The organism is Chitinophaga ginsengisegetis, assembly GCF_900168065.1.
GTDB classification, from domain to species: Bacteria; Bacteroidota; Bacteroidia; order Chitinophagales; family Chitinophagaceae; genus Chitinophaga; species Chitinophaga ginsengisegetis.
Genome location: NZ_FUZZ01000002.1, coordinates 852,584 through 875,401, shown reverse-complemented (window position 1 = coordinate 875,401; position 22,818 = coordinate 852,584). Strand labels below are relative to the sequence as shown.

At 45.6% G+C, this 22,818-nt stretch carries 18 protein-coding genes; 11 read left to right on the top strand and 7 right to left on the bottom strand.

The annotated features are described in order from the left end of the window. Positions 1-103 precede the first annotated feature (103 nt). The 3 genes from efp (at position 104) to accC (ending at position 2,733) form a co-directional block, all read left to right on the top strand. Positions 104-670: an elongation factor P gene (gene efp, locus B5Z18_RS17315; protein WP_079470734.1), complete on the top strand. Its 567-nt coding sequence runs from the start codon at positions 104-106 to the stop codon at positions 668-670. 132 nt (positions 671-802) lie between these two features. Next, positions 803-1,282: an acetyl-CoA carboxylase biotin carboxyl carrier protein gene (gene accB, locus B5Z18_RS17310; protein WP_079470733.1), complete on the top strand. Its 480-nt coding sequence runs from the start codon at positions 803-805 to the stop codon at positions 1,280-1,282. A gap of 113 nt (positions 1,283-1,395) precedes the next feature. Further along, positions 1,396-2,733: an acetyl-CoA carboxylase biotin carboxylase subunit gene (gene accC, locus B5Z18_RS17305; RefSeq protein ID WP_079470732.1), complete on the top strand. Its 1,338-nt coding sequence runs from the start codon at positions 1,396-1,398 to the stop codon at positions 2,731-2,733. Positions 2,734-2,815: 82 nt separating this feature from the next. Here accC and B5Z18_RS17300 read toward each other — a convergent pair whose 3' ends face one another. Together B5Z18_RS17300 and B5Z18_RS17295 are read right to left on the bottom strand one after the other, a co-directional pair. Next, positions 2,816-3,634: a hypothetical protein gene (locus B5Z18_RS17300; protein WP_079470731.1), complete on the bottom strand. Its 819-nt coding sequence runs from the start codon at positions 3,632-3,634 to the stop codon at positions 2,816-2,818. Between the two features lie 207 nt (positions 3,635-3,841). Next, positions 3,842-6,031 (bottom strand): glutamine synthetase III family protein, encoded by a 2,190-nt coding sequence (locus B5Z18_RS17295; RefSeq protein ID WP_079470730.1) that lies wholly within the window; start codon positions 6,029-6,031, stop codon positions 3,842-3,844. 290 nt (positions 6,032-6,321) lie between these two features. Here B5Z18_RS17295 and purL point away from each other — a divergent pair, with 290 nt between their 5' ends. After that, the gene (gene purL, locus B5Z18_RS17290) at positions 6,322-8,547 is read left to right on the top strand and encodes a phosphoribosylformylglycinamidine synthase subunit PurL (RefSeq protein ID WP_079470729.1); all 2,226 of its coding nucleotides are present in this window, start codon (positions 6,322-6,324) and stop codon (positions 8,545-8,547) included. Between the two features lie 77 nt (positions 8,548-8,624). Here purL and B5Z18_RS17285 read toward each other — a convergent pair whose 3' ends face one another. Further along, positions 8,625-9,704 (bottom strand): PepSY-associated TM helix domain-containing protein, encoded by a 1,080-nt coding sequence (locus B5Z18_RS17285; RefSeq protein ID WP_079470728.1) that lies wholly within the window; start codon positions 9,702-9,704, stop codon positions 8,625-8,627. A 620-nt stretch (positions 9,705-10,324) separates the two neighbouring features. Beyond that, a complete protein-coding gene (locus tag B5Z18_RS17280) occupies positions 10,325-11,566 on the bottom strand; it encodes an aminotransferase class I/II-fold pyridoxal phosphate-dependent enzyme (protein ID WP_079470727.1) in 1,242 nt (413 codons plus the stop codon). A 174-nt stretch (positions 11,567-11,740) separates the two neighbouring features. On the opposite strand from B5Z18_RS17280, the gene pafA reads away from it, so the two are divergent. Genes pafA through B5Z18_RS17265 form a run of 3 tightly spaced genes read left to right on the top strand, consistent with a single transcriptional unit; the run spans position 11,741 to position 14,912 of the window. Next, positions 11,741-13,396, top strand: a complete 1,656-nt coding sequence (gene pafA, locus B5Z18_RS17275) for an alkaline phosphatase PafA (RefSeq protein WP_079470726.1) — start codon at positions 11,741-11,743, stop codon at positions 13,394-13,396. 48 nt (positions 13,397-13,444) lie between these two features. After that, entirely contained in the window at positions 13,445-14,224 is a 780-nt protein-coding gene (locus tag B5Z18_RS17270) for an enoyl-CoA hydratase/isomerase family protein (RefSeq protein WP_079470725.1), read from the top strand. Between the two features lie 40 nt (positions 14,225-14,264). Then, a complete protein-coding gene (locus B5Z18_RS17265) occupies positions 14,265-14,912 on the top strand; it encodes a hypothetical protein (protein ID WP_079470724.1) in 648 nt (215 codons plus the stop codon). A gap of 79 nt (positions 14,913-14,991) precedes the next feature. On the opposite strand, the gene B5Z18_RS17260 is transcribed toward B5Z18_RS17265, so the two are convergent. Continuing rightward, complete coding sequence (locus B5Z18_RS17260; RefSeq protein WP_133256166.1) at positions 14,992-15,276, bottom strand: hypothetical protein; 285 nt, start codon at positions 15,274-15,276, stop codon at positions 14,992-14,994. 278 nt (positions 15,277-15,554) lie between these two features. On the opposite strand from B5Z18_RS17260, the gene B5Z18_RS17250 reads away from it, so the two are divergent. The 3 genes from B5Z18_RS17250 to B5Z18_RS17240 all read left to right on the top strand — a co-directional run bounded on the left by B5Z18_RS17250 (position 15,555) and on the right by B5Z18_RS17240 (position 18,756). Beyond that, positions 15,555-16,976: a tetratricopeptide repeat protein gene (locus B5Z18_RS17250; protein WP_079471000.1), complete on the top strand. Its 1,422-nt coding sequence runs from the start codon at positions 15,555-15,557 to the stop codon at positions 16,974-16,976. Positions 16,977-17,156: 180 nt separating this feature from the next. Beyond that, entirely contained in the window at positions 17,157-17,921 is a 765-nt protein-coding gene (locus tag B5Z18_RS17245) for a phosphosulfolactate synthase (protein WP_079470721.1), read from the top strand. A gap of 103 nt (positions 17,922-18,024) precedes the next feature. Beyond that, positions 18,025-18,756, top strand: coding sequence for a shikimate dehydrogenase family protein (locus B5Z18_RS17240; protein WP_079470720.1), 732 nt, complete (start codon positions 18,025-18,027; stop codon positions 18,754-18,756). On the opposite strand, the gene B5Z18_RS17235 is transcribed toward B5Z18_RS17240, so the two are convergent. Then, positions 18,757-19,554: a class I SAM-dependent methyltransferase gene (locus B5Z18_RS17235; protein ID WP_079470719.1), complete on the bottom strand. Its 798-nt coding sequence runs from the start codon at positions 19,552-19,554 to the stop codon at positions 18,757-18,759. Positions 19,555-19,677: 123 nt separating this feature from the next. On the opposite strand from B5Z18_RS17235, the gene truB reads away from it, so the two are divergent. Further along, positions 19,678-20,373, top strand: a complete 696-nt coding sequence (gene truB, locus B5Z18_RS17230) for a tRNA pseudouridine(55) synthase TruB (protein ID WP_079470718.1) — start codon at positions 19,678-19,680, stop codon at positions 20,371-20,373. On the opposite strand, the gene tamL is transcribed toward truB, so the two are convergent. Next, the gene (gene tamL, locus B5Z18_RS17225; protein WP_079470717.1) at positions 20,354-22,783 is read right to left on the bottom strand and encodes a translocation and assembly module lipoprotein TamL; all 2,430 of its coding nucleotides are present in this window, start codon (positions 22,781-22,783) and stop codon (positions 20,354-20,356) included. The two genes, truB and tamL, sit on opposite strands and share 20 nt — an antisense overlap. Between the last annotated feature and the right edge of the window lie 35 nt (positions 22,784-22,818).

Here is a 22,818-nt window from a genome sequence, read left to right as displayed (position 1 = left end):
GGACTAATCTCTCTAATTTTGGGAATTAGTTGCTTGTTCATATGCGAAAATTTTTACTTTTGCAATCCGTATAAATTTTTAACTTAAAATCAGTAACCTATTTATGGCTACCACCGCAGATATCAGAACAGGATTAATTATCAAGCTGGACAACAGCTTGTATTCTGTTGTAGAGTTTGGTCAGAACAAAACCGCCCGTGCAGCCGCAAAGGTTTGGGCTAAATTGAAGGGCGTTGACAATAGCCGTTCCATTGAGCACACCTGGAACTCAGGTGATACTATCTTTCCGATCCGTATTGAGAAGAAACCTTTTCAGTATTTATATAAAGATGATACCGGCTACAACTTCATGGACAATGAAACATTTGAGCAGATCGCTATGCCGGAAACAGCTATCGATGCACCTCAGTTCCTGAAAGAAGGACAGGAAGTAAGTGTACAGATCAATACAGAAACCGATCAGTACATGGCTGTTGAATTACCTGATAAAATTGTAGTACTGGTAACTTATTCTGAACCCGGAGTGAAAGGTGATACGGCTACCCGTACCCTGAAGCCAGCTACTGTTGAAACCGGCGCCACTGTTATGGTTCCACTGTTTGTAGACGAAGGAGAACTGATCCGTGTGAACACCAAAAATGGTGAATACATCGAAAGAGTAAAAGCATAAGCATTTCTGAAATACTGGTTTTCGGAGAAAAGGAATTTTGTTTCTGAGAGATATCTTTCTGAAACAAAGTTCCTGAATGCGTGAAATAGTATTTGTCATATTCTATATATTTCTAAACCAAAAACTGTCTACATGGACTTTAAACAGATTCAGGAACTGGTAAAAATGATCAACAAATCAAATATCAGTGAACTGAGCATTGAACAGGACAAGTTTAAGATTACAATAAAGCAGAAGGATAATGAAGTTCAGCAGGTAATCACTGTTCCTGCAACTATGGCACCCGTACAGGCAGTAGCCGCTGTAACTCCTGCAGCAGCTCCGGCCACCGCAGCACCAGCCGCTGCACCTGCTGCACCTGCCAAAGCAGATAACCTGGTAACCATCAAATCTCCCATGATTGGTACCTTCTACCGCAGCGCCGGTCCGGATAAAGCACCATTCGTAAATGTTGGTGACGAAGTAACTTCCGGTAAAGTGGTATGCATCATCGAAGCAATGAAGTTATTCAACGAAATAGAGAGTGAAGTAAGTGGGAAAATCGTGAAAGTACTGGTAGATGACGCTTCTCCGGTAGAATATGATCAACCTTTATTTTTAGTTGAACCATAATAATAGCCTTTACCCGTTAGCCTTTAGTTTTCAGACTTACCAATGGTAGTGCGCTGATCGCTAAAGGCTAACAGCTAAAAGCTAACAGCTATTATTAACTTATAAGGAAAACAATGTTCAAAAAAATATTGATTGCCAACCGTGGTGAAATTGCCCTTCGGATTATCCGTACCTGTAAGGAAATGGGTATTAAGACGGTGGCAGTTTATTCAACAGCGGATAAAGACAGTCTGCATGTGAAATTTGCCGATGAAGCAGTATGCATAGGCAAGCCACAAAGCTCAGAGTCTTATCTGAACATCCCTCACCTGATGGCAGCTGCAGAAATCACCAATGCAGATGCGATCCACCCCGGATATGGCTTCCTGGCAGAAAATGCCCGCTTCGCTGAAATCTGTGGTGAACACGGTATTAAGTTTATCGGCCCCACTCCGGAAATGATCCGCAGAATGGGAGATAAGATGACTGCCAAAGAAACCATGATTGCTGCCGGTGTACCGGTTATTCCAGGTTCTGAAGGTTTGCTCCAGAGCGTGGAAGAGGCGAAAGCCATCGCTAAAAGCATGGGCCTTCCGGTAATCATCAAAGCTACTGCCGGTGGCGGTGGTAAAGGTATGCGTGTGGTATGGGAAGAAAGTGAGCTGGAAACAGCCTACAACATGGCTAAAAATGAAGCCCGTGCATCCTTCAGCAATGATGGTATCTACATGGAGAAATTCGTGGAAGAACCCCGTCATATTGAAATCCAGGTAGCGGGCGATCAATACGGTAAAGTATGTCACCTCAGCGAAAGGGATTGCTCTATCCAGCGTCGTCACCAGAAGCTGGTAGAAGAATCACCTTCTCCGTTCATGACGCCTGAACTGCGTGAGAAAATGGGAGATGCTGCTATCAGGGCCGCCAGCGCTATTAATTATGAAAGCGTAGGTACCATTGAATTCCTGGTAGACAAGCACCGCAATTTCTACTTCATGGAAATGAACACACGTATCCAGGTAGAACACGGGGTTACAGAAGAAGTGATCAACTTCGACCTGGTAAAAGAGCAGATCAAGATTGCTGCAGGTATTCCTATCTCCGGAAAAAATTACACGCCACAGATGCACGCCATCGAGTGCCGTATCAATGCGGAAGATCCTTACAACGATTTCCGTCCGTCTCCGGGTAAAATTACAACCCTGCATATTCCCGGTGGTCATGGTGTGAGAGTGGATTCACACATCTATGCCGGTTATGTAATTCCGCCGTACTATGATTCTATGGTGGCGAAAATTATCACCATGGCGCAAACCCGTGAGGAAGCGATCAACACAATGGAACGCGCCCTCAGTGAGTTTGTGATTGAAGGGGTAAAAACAACGATTCCTTTCCACCAGCAACTGATGCGCGATGAAAACTTCCGTAAAGGTAACTTTACCACGAAGTTTACAGAAACGTTTAAGCTGGTATAACGGTAACGGATATATTATTTTGAAAAGTCCTCCTGATCAGGAGGACTTTTTTTATGCTTTTTACATCCGCAGAAAGTATGGCTTACTTATATTCATAAGCGATTTCAAGACTACTGAAAGAATTTAACAGGAACATAATTTCACTGAGTTTAGCTCCTGTACTAATATGTACCGGCAGTCCGTAATTATTGTATGAATCAGCTATAAACGCATTGTTTCTGCTGTAATCAATATCTATCAGTTGCCAAACCGGATGCAGCTGATGAGGGTTTACTTTATTGTCGTACACTGGAAATACATCAGAGGAGGAGATGCTGTTGTCAGAATATTTTATGACAGAATTAATCTTATATGCGTTGCCGGACGAATTGTAAAAGAATGTAGTGGTACGCATTTCGGTATAAGAGGTGCCAGGGAGGCGTTCTTCTGTTACCTGGGTAATTCTGTCCTGATTATCATATACATATTTTTTGACCGAGAATAAAAGATGGAAATCAATCAGTGTGAGGGTATTTCTGTCGTAGTGGCCGAATTCAAAGGTGCTGTCCGAAATCACTCTTTTCTTTGAGTCACATACATACTTGTGCGCCAGTTCGTAGGCAGGATTACCGTCGTAATAGGCGCCTATCAGAATCCTGAGCCTGTACTGGTCGTCATATCCAAATAAGTACTGGGGATAACCGGTACTGATGTGTTGACCGGCAATCTGGATGGGATAATGTTTGGAGTTGTAGCTGACCCGGATGGTATCCGGCCCGTGGAATGGGATCTCTCCCATTAATTGGGCAACTTGGTAATGTTTCTGACCGGGAATAATAATCGGGGGCTTTACACAATTGCTGAGCAGCATTGTAAATAGCAAGGCGATGGCACCAAGTGCCGGATGGTAACACTTTTTCATGTTGGGGATCTTTTTGGATTAAGAAAAACTCGCTATTGAGGTGTATCTGGAAGTAGGAAGGATGTAAAAAATTTTGGTACAGCGAAGATAAGGAATTAGTTGTATCCGGCTGCCGGATGTTATTAAGCTGACACGGGGGGATATTTCAAAAACAAAGCCCCGGATGAAAATCCGGGGCTAATCATACACCAAAACAATCTTACGGTTTTATCGCAAGAAAAGCAGCTCTCTGTATTTAGGCAGCGCCCATTTTTTGTCGTCCACCAGGAACTCCAGTTTGTCGGAGTGGTAGCGGATAACATCAAAGTACGGCTTAATCTTTTCACAGTAGTCAATCGCTTTCTGACGGCTGTCGGTAAGCTTGTTAGTTACCTTACGCGCCTCGATCATAGCCTGTACATTTTCACTAATAACATTAATATGTTCAGCTATTTTAGCAGCAATTTGTTTTTGAGCTTTTACTGATTCGTCGCCCAGGCCAATTCCTTTCAGGCCGTTGATATTAGTTACCAGGTCGTTCAGGTAGCTGATAGCAGACGGGAGGATGGTGTTGGTAGCGAGATCGCCGATTACGCGGGCTTCGATCTGCACTTTCTTCACATAATCTTCCAGCAGAATTTCGTGGCGTGCGTGCAGTTCTTTTTCGTTGTAAACGCCGGTTTCAGCATAAAGTTTGGTTGCTTTAGGAGTGATCATTGCATCCAAAGCTTTAGGAGTGGTTTTTACATTTGGTAAACCTCTTCTTTCAGCTTCTTTCTCCCATTCTTCGCTGTATCCGTCGCCTTCGAACAGTATTTTTTCCGAATCTACAATATATTTACGAAGAGTTTGCATGATCGCAATCTCTTTTTTCTCGCCTTTTTCGATCAGTGAATCTACTTCCGCTTTGAAGTCAACCAGGGTTTTAGCCATGATAGTATTCAGAACGGTCATTGCAGAAGCACAGTTAGCAGAGGAACCTACCGCGCGGAATTCAAACTTGTTGCCGGTGAAAGCAAAAGGAGAAGTACGGTTACGATCGGTGTTATCCAGCAACAGTTCAGGAATATGACGGTGCAGATCCAGTTTCAGGATAGCTTCGTCCTGTTCGTCGAACTTGTTGTTTACGCGGTTTTTAACTTCCTGCAGTACATCAAACAGGTATTTACCGGTAAATACGGAAATGATAGCAGGAGGTGCTTCGTTAGCGCCCAGACGGAAGTCGTTGCTTGGAGAAGCAATCGCAGCTCTCATCAGGTCAGCATAGTCATGCACCGCTTTAATGGTGTTCACAAAGAAAGTGAGAAACATCAGGTTGGTCTTCGGTGTTTTACCGGGAGCCAGCAGGTTTACACCGGTATCGGTGGACATGCTCCAGTTGTTGTGTTTACCGGAACCGTTAATGCCTGCAAAAGGTTTCTCGTGCAGTAACACTTTCAGTTTGTGACGTTTTGCCACTTTATTCATTACATCCATCAGCAGGGAGTTGTGATCCACTGCGATGTTTACTTCTTCAAATATAGGAGCGCACTCGAACTGTGAAGGAGCAACTTCATTATGACGGGTTCTTAAAGGAATACCCAGTTTGTAGGATTCTACTTCGAAATCACGCATGTAAGCGTAAGCACGCTCAGGGATAGCACCGAAGTAGTGATCTTCCAGCTGCTGACCTTTGGAAGGAGCGTGACCAACAACGGTACGACCGGTCATGATCAGATCAGGACGGGCGTTAGCCATAGTTTCGTCTACCAGGAAGTATTCCTGTTCCCAACCCAGGGTACCGGTTACTTTAGTAACGTTCTTATCGAAATAGTTACATACGTCTACTGCAGCTTTGTCCATTGCAGCCAGTGCTTTCAGCAGTGGTGCTTTGTAATCCAGGGATTCGCCGGTGTAGGCAACAAAGATAGTAGGTATGCAGAGTGTTTTACCATAACCCTGCTCAAGGATGAATGCAGGAGAGGAAGGATCCCAGGCAGTGTAGCCGCGGGCTTCGAAGGTAGCTCTCAAACCACCGTTAGGGAAACTGGAAGCATCTGGTTCCTGTTGTACCAGTGCATCACCATCAAAGGTTTCCAGTGCAGTGCCATCACCTTTCAAAGTGAAAAATGAATCATGTTTTTCTGCGGTAGTGCCGGTCAATGGCTGAAACCAGTGTGTGTAGTGAGTCACACCTTTTTTCATCGCCCATGCTTTCATGCCTGAAGCGATCTGCTCGGACATCTTACGTTCCAGCTTGGTGCCATTTTTAACAGAGTTCATCAGGCTCTTATAAGCCTCATCGCTCAGATATTCCCGAACAACTTTACCAGAGAAAACATTGCTGCCAAATACATCGGTAATTTTACCGTCATGTTCGGTGAGAGTGGAGTCTACGCCAGCTAATCCTTCCAGCGCTTTGAAACGTAACGATTGCATGCTGTAAATTATTTTATACAAAAGAACGCATCCATAGCTATAAATGCAAATAAATTGTTCATTTTAATTGAAAAATTACATTTAGGGCTTTAAAAGGGGTGTTTTTTTATCATTTCATTAAATATTTGGAGCGGATGGACTTTGAATCTGATGAATTTAAAAATAAATAATATGATAGCGGGCTGCAAAAAAACAGCAGAAAAGCCACCACAGGGTACTCTTGGCATTTGAAGGAAAATCATGTACTTTTGCGACTTCTTTTAAATATCTCGTTTTTTATACTTAAATACATGCAAACCACCGTAGAAATTGCTGAACAGCTAGGACTTACCGCTGACGAGTTTGAACGAATTAAATCTATTTTAGGCCGTACCCCCAATTTTACCGAGTTAAGTATGTACTCAGTAATGTGGAGTGAACACTGCTCTTACAAAAACTCAATCGTCTGGCTGAAGTCTCTGCCCCGCGAAGGCGACAGGCTCCTGGTTAAAGCAGGAGAAGAAAATGCCGGTCTGGTAGATATAGGTGATGGCTACGCGGTGGTATTTAAAATAGAATCGCATAACCACCCTTCCGCTATCGAACCCTTCCAGGGCGCAGCTACCGGCGTTGGTGGTATTCACCGCGATATCTTTACAATGGGCGCCCGTCCCATTGCCGCACTGAACTCTCTTCGCTTCGGTAATATTAATGATCAGAAAACACAACACCTGGTAAAAGGTATTGTACACGGTATAGGCCACTATGGCAACTGCTTCGGCGTTCCTACCGTAGGCGGTGAAACTTATTTTGAAGAATGCTACGGCACCAACCCACTCGTAAATGCGTTCAGCGCAGGTATCGTAAAAGTTGGTCAAACCGTTTCCGCTACTTCATACGGTGAAGGAAATCCTGTTTTCATTGTTGGTTCCGCTACCGGTAAAGATGGTATCGGGGGCGCTTCTTTCGCTTCCGCCAATATCACAGAAGACAGCGTGGAAGATTTACCGGCCGTTCAGGTAGGAGATCCTTTCCAGGAAAAGAAACTGCTGGAAGCCTGCCTGGAAATCATCAAAACCAATGCTATTATTGGTATGCAGGATATGGGCGCTGCCGGTATCACCTGCTCCACTGCAGAAATGAGCGCGAAAGGCGAACATGGTATGAACATCTGGTTAGATAAAGTACCTACCCGCCAGAAAGATATGAAAGCATGGGAAATGCTGCTGAGCGAAAGCCAGGAACGCATGCTGATAGTAGTGAAGAAAGGAGAAGAAAAACCAGTGCTGGATATCTTCGAGAAATGGGACCTGCACTGCGTTCAGATCGGTGAAGTAACCAAAGATAAAAACCTGAAGTTCTATATGAACGGCGAACTGGAAGCAGATGTTCCTGCTGAAAGTATGGTACTGGGCGGCGGCGCTCCCCAATATCACCGCGCTTACACAGAACCAGCCTATTTCGCTAAAGTAAAAGCATTCGATATTCAGAATATCCCTGATACAGAACATCCTCGTTTTGTAGCAGAAAGAATGGTGGCATTACCAAACATCGCTTCCAAACGCTGGATCTATAACCAGTACGATAGCATGGTGGGTACCGCCAACGCCAGCACCAACGCACCAAGCGATGCCGCTATCGTGTTGGTAAAACCAACAAAGAAAGCGCTGGCCATGACTACCGACTGTAACGGCCGTTACGTATTTGCCGATCCTCACAAAGGCGGACAGATTGCGGTAGCAGAAGCTGCACGTAACATCGTTTGCTCCGGTGGCGAACCGGTAGCTATCACCAACTGCCTCAACTTCGGTAATCCTTACGATCCGGAAGTGTACTACCAGTTTGTACACGCAGTACAGGGTATGGGTGAAGCCTGCCGCAAATTCAATACGCCTGTTACCGGTGGTAACGTGAGCTTCTATAACCAGTCTCCCGACGGTCCGGTGTATCCTACCCCAACCATTGGTATGGTGGGTATCCTGGATACTTTGGATCAGCGCATCACCCTTAACTTCAAGGAAGAAGGCGACCTGGTATACCTGGTAGGCCGCAGCCGCAACGATATCAACAGCTCTGAATACCTGCACAAAATCATCGGTATAGAATACAGCCCTGCGCCGCATTTCAACCTCGATGAAGAACTGCACCTGCAACAGGCCATCACCAAACTGAACAAGGCGAAACTGATCCAATCCGCACACGATGTAAGCGACGGCGGTTTATTTGTTACGCTGCTGGAAAGCGCTATGCCATCTGGCCTGGGCTTTGAACTGGCACTCAACAACAAATTCCGTAAAGATGCTTACCTGTTCGGTGAAAGCCAGAGCCGTGTAGTGGTAACCGTTAAGCCTGCAGATAAAGAGAAGTTCGAAGCACTGTTACATGGTTTGGTAGATGCATCAGATAACTCTGTACGCTACGAAAAACTGGGTGTTGTAACCGGTGAATCCATTAAAGTAAATGGAGAAGACTGGGGCAATGTAAGTACCTGGAAAAAAACATATGATACCGCAATTGAAGAGCATCTGAAGAAATAATCTTTCCGCTTTTCAACAATATAAAAAAGGGTTCGCATAGCTGTTATGCGAACCCTTTTTATTTCAGCCAACAGCCATCATTTTCTGTTTCCGTGTATTTTGATAATAAACTTTCTGCGATACCAGATCAGGAATCCTGATACAGATAATACACCAGGGGTTAAGGCAAAGAGAGAATAAATGATTTTCAGGATAATGCCGCCATAGTTGCCGAAGTGAAGGGGAGCGATGGAAGCGTTGAATTTATCGCTGATGGTAGCATTGCTGAAATCCACCTTTTTTTTAACGGCGCCGTTTTCATCGATGAATACCGACGAGGCGTATTCGCCGAAGAAGGCAGATTCATGTGCATGACCAAGTATCCGTACCGGGTCGCCTGCTTTTTTGGGAGGACGGAGGCCTGTGGCCTGGAAACCGGGAATAGTGGCAGTAGCTTTGATGAGCAGGGGTTCATATTCGCCGGAAAAAGGGATGGCAGTATATCCTGCTTTGGTGTTTTTCCGTGCGTCAATTACTTTCAGCTCCATCATAAAGCCGGTAAAAGAGATGAGCAGGTTAAACAGCAGCGCCCATACACCGGTGATGCGGTGCAGGTTGCGCCAGCGCCGGGTGCGGTTATGCCACTCCAATGGCTGCCGGAAGGTGAGTACCTTACCCAGCGCATGCCTGTAAACAAACAGTCCGGTGAGGACCGACAGGAATAGCCCTATTCCTGTGATTAAGACGATTATAGCCCCTGTTTTACCACTCAGCAGGGTGAAATGCAAATACATTACATAGCCCGTAAAATGGCCTGTATTGGAGTATTGCTGTAATATTTTGCCGGTATAAGGGTTCAGGAAGATGTATACTTTGTGATCTGCTGAATATTCGGCTCTCAGCACGGTACTTTCGTCAGGTACCTGGGGAAGTCTTACAAAAAACAGGTAAGGATTTCCCGGAAGTGCCTGGCGGGCATCTTTCATTTGTTCCTGCAGTGTTCTGGGAACAGCCTGCGGTGGCACATGATAGGCATGGGCATATACTGCATGATCTATTTCATCGCTGAATACCAGCACACTGCCGGTAAGGCTTACCAATAGCAGCATAGCGCCTGCTACCAGCCCGGTGATTCTGTGCAGGCGGAAAAACTGCTTGCTCCATTGAATGTTGAACACCTGTTTCTTATCAGTTTGACTTAAAAATATACCCGGGCCTAATTAACGAAAGTGCTATAGGCACTTCTGCCGCCTTGCCTTGTCACCGCCATAATGGTTAAAGGATTGAGTATGTATTGCTTCCGCCGCAAAGTTACCACGATATACCCGGGAATGGCTTACGCAAAAGGGAAAATTATTGACCGGATTTGAAAAAAAGAGGCAGGCCCGGCATCCGGGTGACTTATTGTTGCAGTATAAATCTTTAACAAGCCATTAACAAAATCCCACTTATGTGTTATAGATTTTGGTAAAATCTGACCTATTTTTGGAAAGCATCGATGAATAAAAAGACCGAATTAAAATAAAAGAACTTTTATAAAATATTTGGAATCACTTGGTTATTCCAATTTCTATGAAAACCAGTTGTTCTCTACCATGTCCTGATGAAATCTAATGAAAAATTACACCTAGTGAAAGAACGATTTGAAGTAAAGGGCTGAGTAAAATCAGCCCTTTTTGTTTTTCCCGATTATTTTGCCGTACCTTCTTTTGCCATAACCCCTCTGGCCTTTTCCCATTTTAAATAGAAAAGCCTTCCTGGAAAGCAGGAAGGCTTTTAATATTATAGTGTGTGTCAGTTATACCATCGGGATTTCCGCTACCTGGTAAACTTTCTCATCCAGTTTTGCTTTGGTTTCGCTGAATGCCTTGAGGGTAAGTTCAATATCCTCATCGCTGTGTGCAGCGGTTGGGATCAGGCGATAAATGATCTGTCCTTTTGGAATAACTGGGTATACCACGATAGAACAGAAGATGTTATAGTTTTCGCGCAGATCCAGGCACATCGCAGTAGCTTCAGGAATATCGCCCTGCAGGTAGATAGGCGTTACCGGTGAATTGGTTCTGCCGATATTGAATCCACGTTCTTTCAGACCATTCTGCAGTTTATTCACATTATCCCACAGCTTCACTTTCATTTCAGGATGCTGACGCATCAGCTGCACACGTTTCAGGTGACCGATAACGATTGGTAACGGAATAGATTTAGCGAAGATCTGGGAGCGCATGTTATAGCGCAGGTAGTTGATGATCTGTTTTTCGCCGCTGATGAAAGCGCCGATAGATGCACCGGATTTTGCAAAAGTATTGAACAGCAGGTCGATCTTATCCTGAACGCCCTGTTCTTCGCCGGTACCGGCGCCGGTTTTACCCATTGTTCCAAAGCCGTGGGCATCATCAACCAGCAGGCGGAACTCATATTTATCTTTAAACGCAGCAATTTCCTTCAGTTTACCCTGGTCGCCGGCCATGCCAAACACGCCTTCTGTTACCACAAGTATACCACCACCCTGGGTTTTAGCCAGTTCAGTTGCACGTTTCATCTGCTTGTCGAAATCTTCCATATCGTTATGCTTGAACACATAACGTTTGCCGGGGTGCAGGCGTAAACCATCCAGGATACTGGCGTGGCACTCTGCGTCATACACAATTACATCCCTGCGGCCTACTATCGCATCAATGGCACTCATGATGCCCTGGTAGCCGTAGTTCAGTAAGGTAGTCGCTTCTTTACCCATGTAATCAGACAGCTCATTTTCCAGCTGCTCATGGTAGTTGGTATTTCCGCTCATCATACGCGCTCCCATCGGAGACGCCATTCCAAAGTCTGCAGCAGCTTTGGCGTCGGTAGCGCGCACCTCCGGGTGGTTGGCCAAACCCAGATAGTTGTTCAGGCTCCATACAATCTTTTCATTACCCCGGAAGTTCATGCGGGGGCCTATTTCTCCTTCCAGTTTAGGAAAGGCAAAATAGCCGTGGGCTCTGTCTGAATGTTCCCCGATAGGGCCCAGATGTTTCAGCAGTTTCTCGAAAATATCCATACGATATATTATGTAATGGTTAATTCATTCCATTTAAAATGGACACAAAGGTATTAAAATATTACTTTTTGTAAACTTGGTTTACATTTGGCGCAAGCCATTTTATGCATTTATTGATGCAACATGACAGTCTATCTTGTTGTGTTACAGTGACTTTTAAATTATTACAATCTAATGAAATTTACACATTTCCTGGCAGCTGCATTCCTGTTATCTGCTACGGCCGGCCAAGCGCAGAACGCTGCTCCAAAGCCGCTTTCCCCTGCTAAAAACACCAACACGACAGCCCGTCCCAAACTCATTGTAGGCATGGTAGTAGACCAGATGCGGTGGGACTACCTGTACCGCTATGCCGGCAGGTATGGCGCCGGTGGCTTTAAGCGTTTACTGCAGGACGGTTTTTCCTGCGAAAACACATTGATCAATTACACACCTACTATCACTGCCTGCGGTCACACCTGTGTGTATACGGGCTCTGTGCCTGCTATCCACGGTATTATCGGCAACACCTGGTACAGTCCCGAACTGGGGCGTACTATGTACTGCGCAGAAGATACCACGGTAACAACCGTTGGCAGCTCTTCCGCCGCCGGTAAAATGAGCCCCCGGAATATGCTGGTAACCACCATCGGCGACGAGTTGAAGTTATCCAATAATTTCCAGAGTAAGGTGATAGGTGTAGCGATTAAAGACCGCGGCGCTATTCTTCCTGCGGGACACAGTGCCAATGCGGCTTTCTGGTATGATGCCGGCACCGGTAACTGGGTGAGCAGCACTTACTACATGAATGAACTGCCTGTATGGGCGCAGGAATTTAACCAGCAGAAATTCCCGCAGCAATATCTCAGCAAACCATGGACCACGCTGTATCCTGTTTCTACCTATACCCTTAGTACGGCCGATGAAAAGCCTTACGAAGGAAAATATAAAAATGCCACTAACACCTCCTTCCCGCATAACCTGTCGGAAATCGCCAATACGGCTATTTCGGCTTCTCCCTATGGTAATACCATGACGCTGGAATTTGCCAAAAAAGCAATGGAAGCTTATGGCCTGGGAAAAGGTCCGGTAACGGATTTGCTGGCTATCAGTCTTTCTTCCCCTGATTATGTAGGTCACCAGTTCGGCCCCAATTCAATAGAAGCAGAAGATACTTATCTGCGCCTGGACCAGGACCTGGCCGCATTCTTCACCTACCTCGATGCGAAAGTAGGCAAGGGGCAATACCTGTTCTTTATCACAGCAGATCATGGCGTAGCGCATGTACCCGGATTCATGGCAGAAAACAAGCTACCGGGCGGCGCCTGGGACGATAAAGCTGCCGTGGCCTCCCTGAACGACCAGGTAGCGGCGAAGTTTGGAGTGAAAAATGTGGTGAAAGGCGCCGATAATTACCAGTTTTGGCTGAACCATGATGCTATTGAGCAGGCAGGTAAAAGTGAGGCAGACATCCGGCAGTTTATGATCCGGGAACTGCTGAAATCACCTGCTATTGCCAAAGCCTTTTCCATAGATAACCTCATGGGCACCACCTTGCCGGAACCCATGCGTACCATGCTGTCTAACGGTTTTAATACTAAAAGGAGCGGCGACATACAGGTCGTACTAACACCGGGTTATATCGATGGTGGCAATGTGGGAACTACCCACGGATTATGGTACCCTTATGATGCGCATATCCCGCTGGTATGGATGGGCTGGGGCGTTCGTCCGGGTAAAACCAACCGTACAGTAGGTATGACGGATATTACGCCTACCCTGGCTGCTTTGCTGCATATCCAGATGCCTAGCGGTAATGTAGGTCAGGTAATACAGGAGATTACCCATTAAATTTTTTTTGCTTAGATTGCCATAAACAAGGCTTATAATTCTTTGTTTATGGCATTTTCTTTTATCCAGTATACTGTAGCGGAACGGGTAGCCACCATCGCCCTGAACCGGCCGGAGAAGCGTAATGCGCTCAACGGGCCAATGGTAGCAGAACTCCGTGCCGCATTCCGTGCGGCGGCTGCCGATGAAGCCGTGAAAGTAGTAGTGCTGAAGGGGAACGGGGAGGCTTTCTGTGCAGGCGCCGATCTCGAATACCTGCAGCAGCTGCAGCAAAATACCTATGATGAAAATCTCGCTGATTCCCGGGAACTGATGCAGTTATTCCGGGAGATTTATGATCTTGATAAGATAGTGATTGGCCAGGTGGAAGGGCATGCTGTTGCCGGTGGTTGCGGGTTGGTGACCCTGTGCGACCTCAGTTACGCAGTCCCTGAAGCGCTGATGGGATATACTGAGGTAAAAATCGGGTTTATTCCTGCCCTGGTGGCTGTTTTCCTGGTTCGTAAAATAGGAGAGGGCCGCTCCCGGGAGCTATTGTTGACCGGTAAACTGGTAACGGCTGAAAAAGCGGCTGCCGATGGCCTGATCACAGCGGTGGTACCCGCGTCAGAAATAGCCCAAAAAGTAGCGAAAGTGGCTGCCAGCCTATGTAATGAAGCTTCTGCCAATTCCCTGAAGGTGACCAAAAAATTGATTGGCACAGTGTTGGACTTACCGGTAGCGGAAGGGTTGGCGCACGCAGCCATACTGAATGCTGCCACCCGCGGCCATGATGACTGTAAACGCGGAATAGCCGCGTTTTTAAACAAAGAGAAGCTTAACTGGTAATGGGTCACTGATTGCCATTTTATTATTAATACACCACACTATGTTATATCGGTTGTTATTAACTTTTACCTTCCTGTGTAGCACCGGCTCACTGCTGGCGCAGCGTGTTATTTCAGATGCAAAGATTGTTTACAAAATGGAACTGCCGCCAGAGCAACTGCAGATGGATGCCATGCTGGAAGGCAGCACCTTCACCCAATATATGCGTGGGCCACTGAGCAGGATTGATATGAATTTCAATATTGTTCACTACACTTACCTGATCAACAGCAAAGCAGAAACAATGACCACGCTGATAGATCAGCATGGGAATAAGTACCTGATACGCGCCGGGAAAGAGCAATACCAGAAGGACCTGAAGCAATACGAAAGTATCCGGTTCGAGGACCAGTCTGAAACCAAAAAGGTGGCGGGCTACGATTGCAGGAAAGCGATTGGTACCATGCCCGATGGTAAAACCTTTGAGGTATATTATGCGCTCGACCTGGTGCCGGAGAATAAGCAGTATAACCGTCGCTTTGTGAACCTGAAGGGAATTCCGCTGGAATTTGAGATTATTACCAAAACAGGATCTAAAACCAGGGTAGTAGCGGTGAAGATAGAATTATACCCGATTCCTGCTTCTTATTTTGATGTGCCTAAAACGGGCTATAAGGAAGTGAGTCAGAAGGAATTGCAGAATATGTAACGCCCAAAAAAAGGACCGGTTAAAAAGCTGTTTAACTTTTTAACCGGCCCATATTGTAATTGAAGAAACGTTAAGTTTATTACCCTTTCTTAAGCGGCAGAATAATCTGCAGTTTCTGAAAGTTCATGTTTCCAGGAGGTTGTGATTGCACCTGGACATTGGATGGTACTACATAAGTGACATTACCTTTCGTATAGGTCATCACCGCTTTCAGGTTAATGACGTTATTATAGTTATTGGTAGTAGTAAACTTAAAGTCTGAGTTGAAGGTACCGGAAAAGCGGTAGCCAGCGTCGAGGCTCAGATTGGTTTTGGGCATAGCTGTATTCAGCACAAAATGTTGGCTGTCAGCTGTTTTTTTCACTTTGTCTTTGTTATTATCGGTGGGCAAAAAGCCATTATTTGCCGCCGCATTGAGAGCAAAAAACGCTAATGCGCCCGCTAACAAGCAAGACAATGAAAAGGTGCGTGATATGTATGTTTTCGCTTTCATTGTAACACAAATGTACAAACTTTTTGATATATTATATAACATATTCTTAACGCAAGATACGAAGAAATCACAAAGAATTGTTAAAAATTTTTTAGCACATAGAATCCACCCCATATTTGGGCATAAATAAAAGTACTATATTTACAGTAATGAGTAAAGACTTTTCATTTTTAAACGAGGATTTTGATGATCTGAGAGACTTGTTGCAGCAGTTTGAAAACCTCAGGGCTGGTAAGTCTCATTCTTTTCTGGACGAAGATTCATTTGAGCAGATCATAGACTATTATGACGAGCATGACGAAATGCCGATCGCATTGCAGGCGGCAGAAATAGCCATCGAACAATTCCCTTATTCCTCCACTCTACTTCTCAAAAAGGCCAACTTACTGATAGAAACCAAAAAATACAAGGAAGCATTGGATTTGCTGGAAAAAGCAGAAGTGCTGGACCGTACTGATATCAATCTTTATATACTGCAAACAGACGTTTACCTGGCGCTGAACCAGCACCAGAAGGCAGCTGCTGTGCTGGAAGAACAGATTGAACAGTTTTCGGGAGAAGACAGGACGGAATTATTGCTGGAACTGGCCGATGTATACGACGACTGGGAGGAATTTGAAAAAGTATTCGATTGCCTGAAACTGGCGCTGGAATACGATCCTACCAGTGAAGAAGCATTGCATAAAATCTGTTTCTGGACAGAATTTACCGGTCGCAATGAAGAGAGCATCCGTTTGCACAGCGCCATTATCGACGAGCATCCCTATAACCAGCTGGCCTGGTTTAACCTGGGTACAGCGTTCCAGGGACTGAAGTTATACGAGAAGGCGATCGATGCATATCAATACGCAGTAGCCATTGATGAGAAATTCGATTATGCCTACCGTAATATGGGCGATGCGTATATCCGCCTGCGTAAGTATGCCGAAGCCATAGAAGTGCTCCAGAAACACCTGGAAATAGCCAAGCCGGAGGATGTCATCTATGAAGCCATCGGCCATTGTTACGAAAGACAACGCAAATTTACCCAGGCGCGTTATTATTACCGTAAAGCCTCGCATCTGAGCCCCAGCGATGATAAGCTGTACTACAAGATTGCGGTGGCCTATATGATGGAAGCCAACTGGGAAAATGCCGCCAAATCGTTACTGAGCGCACTGAAAATAAATAAAACCAACGCAGAGTATAATATGAGCCTGGGTGAATGCTACCTGGAGCTTGGAAAGAACAAGGATGCACTGGTTCATTTCATGAATGCCGTACGTACCAGGCCCAAAAGCGCTGTTACCTGGCAGGAACTGTTAAAGGGACTGTATGTATCCGGATTCCTTGAGGAAGCCCTCGTACAATTGGCCATAGCAGAGGAAAAGGCCGGCCGCAAACCCATTTTTATCTATTACCGGGCGGCTATCCTGATAGCTATGGGTAAAACAAAAGAAGGGTTACTGCACCTGGAAACAGCCCTGCAACAGGCCCCAAAGATTGTTAAAAAGCTCGTAGAGCTTGACCCTGCTGTGTTACAGCATGTGAGTGTGGTTGATCTGATCGCCCAATATCGCCGCAAACGTTAACCAGTGTTATTTACTTTAATAAAATAAAGTATACTTCTTATTTTTGCGCCGGCTTTTAATTGTCATGGACAAAAGTCAATAGTATTTCCGGTTACTAAAATTGCATCTACGCTATCCCGAAGTGCCTGGCGAAAATTAGTATGTGTTTTACTGACCAATAAGAAGATAAAAATATTTCAAATGAATTTTAATCTGACACAAATCCCGGAAAGGACAAAGAAGCCCCGTACACATGGACTGACTATGGTAATGGACAAAGGGCTGAGTTTGGAAGAAGCACGAAATTTTTTATCCGCAGCAGGTCCTCACATTGATATCCTGAAACTGGGTTTTGGCACTGCTTACGTTACGCCCAACCTGCGCGCAAAAATTGAACTTTACCAGTCGGCAAACATTCCCGTATACTTTGGCGGAACCCTGTTCGAAGCCTTTGTAATCCGCAACCAGTTTGAAGAATACATCAAAGTGGTAAAAGATTACGGTATCAGCTACATGGAAGTTTCCGACGGCTCTATCACTATCCCGCATGCGGAAAAATGCGGCTATATTGAAAAACTGGCGAAAATAGGGCTGGTATTGAGCGAAGTAGGCTCCAAAGATGCTGAGCACATTATCCCTCCCTATAAGTGGATTGAACTGATGAGCGCTGAGCTCTCCGCCGGCGCCACTTATGTGATTGCAGAAGCCCGTGAAAGCGGCAACGTGGGCATCTACCGCGGTAGCGGTGAAGTACGCGAAGGACTGGTACAGGAAATCCTGACACAGATCCCCGCAGAAAAAATTATCTGGGAAGCGCCACAGAAAGCCCAACAGCTTTACTTCCTGGAACTGGTAGGCTGTAATGCCAACCTGGGCAACCTGGCTCCCAATGAAGTAATTTCCCTGGAAGCCATGCGTATTGGCCTGAGAGGAGATACTTTTAACCTGTTCCTCGACAGAGAATAGTTTTTTAAATAATTACAGATTATGAATTACGAATTACGGATTTGTGGATAACACAGCTCCCCGGTTCGTAATTCATAATTGGTAATGATCAATTACCTGGTGCATGAAAATTTACGGACTTATTGGCTATCCGCTCAGTCATTCCTTCTCCAAGGGCTTCTTCAAAGAAAAATTTGAAAAGGAAAATATATCAGGATGTGTATATGATAACTTTCCGATTCCAGGTATCTCTGAATTCACCTCCCTGCTGGAGCAGCATCCGCAACTACATGGCCTGAACGTTACCATTCCCTATAAAGAAGTAGTGATCCCTTTCCTGGATGAACTCAGCGACGCAGCCGCACAAATTGGCGCTGTAAACTGCATCCACTTTAAGGATGGGAAAAAGACGGGCTACAATACAGATGTAATCGGATTTACCAAATCGCTGCAACCCCTGCTGCAGGCTCATCACCAGCACGCACTGGTACTGGGCACCGGCGGCGCTGCCAAAGCCATTATGTATGCACTGGAACAACTGGGCATTACCTATACAGTAGTGAGCCGGCAACCTGTAAACGGAGCCGTATCTTATGAATCACTGAACCGGCAGGCAATGGAAGAACACACCGTAATTGTAAATACAACACCACTGGGCATGTATCCCAAAACAGATACCTTCCCTGAAATCCCTTACCAATACCTTACTTCCAGGCACCTGCTCTACGACCTGGTGTATAACCCGGCAGAAACATCCTTCCTGCAACGGGGCGCCGCGCAGGGCGCCACCATCAAAAACGGACACGAAATGCTGATCCTCCAGGCGGAGGCATCATGGGAGATCTGGAATAAATAACTATTCCGGTTTAATCATGTAGTACACGCACGTAGTCACGAAATTCCTGAAGAAAGGAATCGCTGCAATGGGCTTCCATTGTACCCGTGCGCTTACGCCAAATTTATATTTATAGATAGGATTGATCAGGTAAAACCTGCGTTGTGTAATCTTATATTGCTGGCGCTTTACAATGCGTTCAAAACGTTCAATGGAAATACCGGTTGATTTCACATCCATAAGATCTATTACTACATCATCTCCTTCGCCAAACATCCGCAATACACCTTTGTAGAGCGGGCGGGGAAGCAAATGGATATAAGGCACCATGCTGAGGAACTTATTCTTGCAAATCTGCTGATGACCTCCATGAGGCATATACCACGGCGGAAAACCAAAATACACCTGTCCGCGTGGACTCAGCAATTGTTTCAAATGACCAATGATCTTTTCCTGGTCAGGAATGTGTTCAATGGCATCTTTCAAAATAATTACATCAAAAGAATTCCGGAATTCTCCGAGGAAATCCAGATCGTAGATATTTTTGGCAATCAGTTTTAATTGCCCGTTGTCGAGATATTTCTGCAAAAAAGTTTTGGCCAGTTCTATCCGGTCCGGTGCAAGATCCACGCCTACACAGTTGCACCCTTTTTCCAGCAAAGGAGTAAGTACACCGCCTTCCCCACATCCTACCTCCATTACGCGCAGCCCTTCCAGTTGCGGAAATTCCTGCTGTATGAATGGCAGCACGTAGTCGCGCGAATTGTCCACCTGTTGCTGGTGCCGTAGTGTTGCGTCTAAATGATGTTCTAATGCCATGTATACTAAAATTGCGTGAATTTAGTAAAAAGCGCTTAGCTTTTAGCTTTTCAGCGTCTTAAATAAATCCTATAATTACCGGTCGCATGCTGACAGCTAACTGCTAATAGCTATCTTTGCGGCATGCAAACGAACGAAAAAACAAATTACCAGGAAGGAGCCGTGATATTGATCAACAAGCCTTTAACATGGACCTCCTTTGATGTAGTGCGTAAGATAAGGAACATCACCAAAGCTAAAATAGGTCACGCCGGCACGCTGGATCCTTTAGCTACCGGACTGCTGATTTGCTGTACCGGGAAAATGACCAAGAAAATCAATGAATACCAGGCGCAGGAGAAAGAATACACCGGCACTTTTACGTTAGGCGCTACCACGCCTACGTTTGATAAGGAGTCTGAGCCGGAGAATTTTAAAGATATCAGCCATCTTGATGAAGCGGCTATAATGGCTGCCACACAGCCTTTCATCGGTGAAATTATGCAGCTGCCTCCTATACATTCTGCCATCAAACAAAACGGGAAACCTATTTACCTGCTCGCCAGGAAAGGAGTAGATGTAAAAGTAGAACCCCGTAAATTAACCATAGCAGCATTTGAGATCACTAAAATAGATTTACCGGAAGTACATTTCAGGGTGGTATGCAGCACGGGTACGTATATACGCTCCCTGGCAAACGACTATGGTGCACAATTAGGTTGCGGCGCTTATCTGAGCAGTCTTTGCAGAACCCGTATCGGTAATTTCAGTTTGTCGGAGGCTACCGACATGGAGGATTTTATTGCCACTAACTCCGTTCCTAAAACGGATAACCAATAGCTATATTCCAGATAATATTTTCACGGCGCCAGCGGCTGTCTTTCAGATCCCATTCACTTACATACCAGCCGTTTTTATTACCGGTGAAGTAAGGAACTTTCAACGGGATACCCCAATCCAGGCGGATGAGGAAGAAGGAGAAATCCAGTCGCAGGCCCGCGCCGGTACCCATCGCCAGATCGTGATACAACTGGTTAAAGCGGAATTCGGAACCGGGCCGGGTGGAGTCCTTCCGGATCATCCAGATATTACCCATATCCAGGAAGGTGGCGCCTTTCAGGTTTACGCTGCCACCAAACATCCTCAACAGGTCGAAGCGGTATTCGATGTTTCCTTCCAGTTTCATGTCGCCGGTTTGATCAGGGAATGCCTGCGCAGTTGCGGAGGAATCTTTATAGGAGCCGGGGCCTAATGTACGTAAGCGCCACGCACGGATACTATTGGGGCCACCGGAAGTAAACTGCCTGATATAGGGCAGTACCTGTGAATAGCTGTACGGAATACCTACGCCGGCATAAGCCCTGGTAGCAAGCCCGCTGTGTAATCCCAGTTTCCAGAAGTGACGGTAATCTGCTTCTATCTTTACAAAATTTGAAATATTTACATTGGTCAGCGTTTCCAGGTTGGTTTTTTTACCGCTGATGCCGTTCATCAGGCTGTTGATACCACTGAGCCAGAGTCCAGATTCTTCTACGTTCACGCGGAAGTAGCTGTAGTGGTTTTGATGCAGCAGGTCCTGGTTGCTGAAAATAAATGAAACGCTTTCCCCGCCAATCAGTGCCGGTTCAAAGCTGCGTTTCAGGTATGGATTGGTATTCACCACGCTGTCGCGGAAAGTAGGGTCCAGGCTCACTCCCACATAGTTGAGGGTGATGGGCCGGATGATCCAGCGTTTGTAAAGGGTTTCGTTCCAGTCGTAGCCATAGGAGGCATTGATACTGGTCACATCAAACTTCTCTACGCGGGAGAGGTAGTTGGCGCCAAGCGTTAATCTTGTTTTTACGTTGGAGCGGTTGCTTTGTTTGATATTAAATGGCAACGCAAACCGTGGCCAGGTAAGACTAACCTCGCCTCCAAACTGTTTGGACTGCAGTTCCCATCCTGACTCCTGGCGTACCAGTTCAATACCGGTGCTGAGCGCCATACCCAGCTGCGTAGCCGTTCTATTCAGGTTAATATGCCGGTAGTTCAGGGTAACACCCGATCCGAGTGTATAGTCCGAACTGTTACTTAATTCAAAAGTTAAACCCAGTTCCTGCCTGCGCCGGGGCGTGAGGAATACATAGGCATCAAGCGTGTTTACGGAGTCTTTCGGTTCTTTGTATTGCAGGGTTACAAACTGCCATACGCCGATATCGTATAATTTATTGACAGTATTATTATACCGTTGTATGGAATAAGCTTCCCCCGGCCGCAGTAATATGGATCTGGAAAGAATCTTTGGTTTCAGTATTTCCTGGTGGGAGCGGATGGTAATAAACTCTCGTTCGTCCTGTTTCAGGGAGCTGTCGTTTGGATTGGCATTCAATGAAAAGTCGGGATAGGCGTATATTTTACCGATATGATACTTTTGCCAGCTATCGGTACTGTCTTCCGGATTTTTAATCCGGATTTCCACATCCATTGTCAGCTTATCCCTGCCTTTATTTTCATTAAAGATATTTACAAACCCTTCAAAAGGGTTGAGGGTATTCCGGAACAGGGCTTTGTTAAGCGTGTCCACACTAAATTCTATGGCATCGCGGTTAAACTTGTAGTAGCCTGCATCTTTGATAAGGCGGGTGAGCCTTTCCCTTTCGCTGCCCAGGGTGGCCGATTTAAAAGCAACGCCTTTCTGTACCAGCGATAATTTCTCATTGGCTTTTACGAGCTGCAGGATGGCGCTATCCGGCACGGTGTAGGTAATCTTATCTATTACAAAGTTTCTTCCTGTATTTACCTGGTAGGTAACACTGGTTTTACGACGGGCAGTTTTTTCCTCATAATTTACCGTTACATAAAAGAAGCCCTGGTTGTGAAGATAGCTGGTCATGCGCCCCACCGATTCTTTAGTTTTGGCAGAATCATATACCACGGGTTCTTCCAGGTTCCTTTTGGCGAGCATGAGGTTCCAGAACCAGTTGGACTTTTTCTCATTGTACTTCTGGTTATAGAGCCATACTTTAATGCGGCTGTTGAGCAGTTTTTTATTGGGCTGCTGTGTCATCAGCGATTTGGAAGAAAGGGAGCTGCGCAGATCCTGTTTTTCAGAATTGAGGATTTCGCCCTTTACATCTACTTTGGCGCTGGTATACAGTGTTTGATCTTTCTGGAGATATTTGGTATTGGAGCAGGCTGCCAACGTGAGTATTACAGCCAGTAGCAGCAATTGTTTCAGCAATAAAATTTTTGAATTGGGAAGCAGCTGCATCACGGGCGAAAACGTTGTTAAAAATTTTAAAAGCC